Origin of the sequence: Cronbergia sp. UHCC 0137, assembly GCF_034932285.1 — a bacterium.
In the GTDB taxonomy this organism is placed as follows: Bacteria; Cyanobacteriota; Cyanobacteriia; order Cyanobacteriales; family Nostocaceae; genus Cronbergia.
On the sequence record NZ_JAYGHC010000001.1, the window covers coordinates 139,995 to 142,417 of the forward strand.

Below are 2,423 nucleotides of genomic sequence, written 5' to 3' on the forward strand. Positions count from 1 at the left end.
CCGCACTGCATGATAGCCGTCCACCAAAAAGGAGTTTTAAACATAAGCTTGCCGTTGCGGCAATATTAGGCTTTAAGTCACACAGATAGTAACTGGTGGGGACATTTGTTTAATGGACGTAACTGGATTCGAACCAGTGACCTCTACGATGTCAACGTAGCGCTCTAACCAACTGAGCTATACGTCCTTAACCATACCATTATCTACTATAACACACCTTTCCCAAAATGTCAATATTTTAACCCACATGCCGCACCCTGAACTGGCACAGATCAAAAAAGCCTAACAAGTAGTACATAAACACTAAAAATAAATTAAATAGAAAGAGTCTAAATGAGAAGAAGTAGAATTAAAAGGAGGATGGTGTGAGAAAATAGAGTTTCCTAAAGAGGACGAGCGAAAGAGAAAATTCAATAAGATTAAAAATACATTTTGATCTCCCCAACCCCCTTTAACAAGGAGGGCTTTTTAGGTTTTATTTTAACCTATAGCGCGATCGCCTTCTCCCCGTAGGAAGTTAATTCTGCAAGTATTTATATACATTCAAGAACCTACTTCCACATTTTCCCCCAAGCGATCGCAAATTGCCATTAACTGGTCTTGACTACTAACTGGACTGCGTGGCGAGGGTAACTCAGTATTTGGCCAGTTGGGTAAATTATTACAGGGACAGGACAAAACTGGCATCCCCACACTGCGAATCGGTACAGGCATTTCACAACGACCACAAGGCAATACTTCCCAAGCTGGTGTTAGCAATTCGGCAATGGTTTCTTGTGTTCCTTCTAGGTAACAGTCACCAACTGCGGTGGACAGAATTTTTGACCAGCATTCCTCAAACTCTTGACTATAGCGATCGCTCTCAATTACACTTTCGGGCAAAAAGCTGACTTTACCATTGACTGCTATTACCTTTTTCCCTAATTGAAACCAGTAGGCAAGATATTCTTTAACTTCTTGTTTGGTTGCCATAGCTTTATCTTAGATGCTGATCAGGAAACTTTAAATTAAGAACTTGATGATGGCAACGGTGAACCCAGAACGCTGAGATTGAGAACGTATCCACCAGTAACTAAATAAACAATATCACAAATTATCCCTAATTGCCGGACTAACCCACCCAAGCGATCGCGAAATTTTCTCCCCATCGGATAAGCTGGAACTACCCCCCAACCCGTCTCTTCTGCCACAAATACCAAATCAGCCGCCACTAACTGGACTGTTTCTAGCAATTGTGCTAAAATTTTATCCCAGCTTGCATCATCCTCTTCTAACAAATTAGCTACCCAAGTTCCCAAGGAATCAACCAACAGGCAAGTATTCGGCTTGGCATCAGCGAGAGTTGCCGCAAGTTCCACAGGTACAGACAAAGTTAGCCAATCTTGGGGACGGCGTTGTTGGTGTTGATGAATGCGTTCTTGCCATTCTTGATCATCTGGGTTTTCGGTCGCTGTGGCAACGTAAACAACCGCTTTTGCCGACTGCATAGCCAGATATTCTGCCCATTCGCTTTTGCCCGAACGTGCCGGACCTGTCACTAAAATAACGCTACTCATCCAATGTCGTAATATAGTATTTATATAGTAGACGACAGGCAACAGGGTAGAAACTCTTTTGGTGTCTGGGTTTGATCATTAGTTTATATCCTAACATTCCCCCATACCAGCATTTTTTATGAAAACAGGTTTAAAACGCATTGAAGCCACTTTACATGATTTAGGAACTCGTGGCACTGTTGTAGAAGAAATAGGTGATGTGAGCAAACACTCATTTTCTTTTAGAATCAGTACCAGAATTAAAGAATCTGGGGAAGAAAATACGGTTGATCAATCCGACTCAGAACCAAATATATTTCCCCACCATGACTCTGTAAAAACCTTTTCTACCCAAGAAATTGGTACTAAAACGCCTAATTTACCTAAATTTAAAACCCCCAGCTTTAGTAACCATAGGCACAGAGCAAATCCAGCTTTAGCGATGAATCTCTTGCAAGAAATTCAAAATAATGTAGGCAACTGGCAAAAAGAATTACAAGAAATTATTCAACAAATTCAAGATATTTACTTAGAAGGACCCATTGTTAATGGTTGGTTAGAATCCTCTGTTCAAGAACCAGAACCACCAGGAAAAGCTACATTGCGCCATGCAGAAGTTGAGCGTCTGATGGGTTTTGTCGAAGAAATTTGTGGAAATGACCAGGGATCATCAATGCGGACTGGATACCAACTATTTGGTGTGGATGATACGGGGAGAGTTTGGTCACGTCCCTGTCCAGTTGATCAAGTTGCTGCGGTGAGTATGGCGATCGCACGTCATCAAAGATTACGACAAATGTTGGGACGAAAGCAATACCTAGAAACCCGTTTAAGCCAATTAGCAGAACATTTAGTGGGTTTACTAGAATTATCCCGTCACTGACAGAA

Annotated in this window: 3 protein-coding genes and 1 tRNA gene; 1 reads left to right on the forward strand and 3 read right to left on the reverse strand. The window is 41.6% G+C overall.

Annotation, left to right across the window (positions count from 1 at the left end):
* Nucleotides 1–113 precede the first annotated feature (113 nt).
* The 3 genes from VB711_RS00510 to cobU form a co-directional block, all read right to left on the reverse strand.
* Nucleotides 114–187: transfer RNA gene (locus tag VB711_RS00510), tRNA-Val, on the reverse strand.
* Nucleotides 188–543: 356 nt separating this feature from the next.
* The gene (locus tag VB711_RS00515) at nt 544–972 is read right to left on the reverse strand and encodes a hypothetical protein (RefSeq protein WP_323283712.1); all 429 of its coding nucleotides are present in this window, start codon (nt 970–972) and stop codon (nt 544–546) included.
* Nucleotides 973–1,007: 35 nt separating this feature from the next.
* Nucleotides 1,008–1,556: a bifunctional adenosylcobinamide kinase/adenosylcobinamide-phosphate guanylyltransferase gene (cobU, locus tag VB711_RS00520; protein ID WP_323283713.1), complete on the reverse strand. Its 549-nt coding sequence runs from the start codon at nt 1,554–1,556 to the stop codon at nt 1,008–1,010.
* 118 nt (nt 1,557–1,674) lie between these two features.
* Between cobU and VB711_RS00525 the strand changes: the two genes are divergently transcribed.
* The gene (locus VB711_RS00525) at nt 1,675–2,418 is read left to right on the forward strand and encodes a hypothetical protein (RefSeq protein WP_323283714.1); all 744 of its coding nucleotides are present in this window, start codon (nt 1,675–1,677) and stop codon (nt 2,416–2,418) included.
* Nucleotides 2,419–2,423: the final 5 nt, after the last annotated feature.

What these genes read in the sequence shown, in the direction of transcription:
- VB711_RS00515 (WP_323283712.1), bottom strand. Translation starts at nt 972, where the DNA reads ATGGCAACCAAACAAGAAGTTAAAGAATATCTTGCCTACTGGTTTCAA.
- cobU (WP_323283713.1), bottom strand. Translation starts at nt 1,556, where the DNA reads ATGAGTAGCGTTATTTTAGTGACAGGTCCGGCACGTTCGGGCAAAAGC.
- VB711_RS00525 (WP_323283714.1), top strand. Translation starts at nt 1,675, where the DNA reads ATGAAAACAGGTTTAAAACGCATTGAAGCCACTTTACATGATTTAGGA.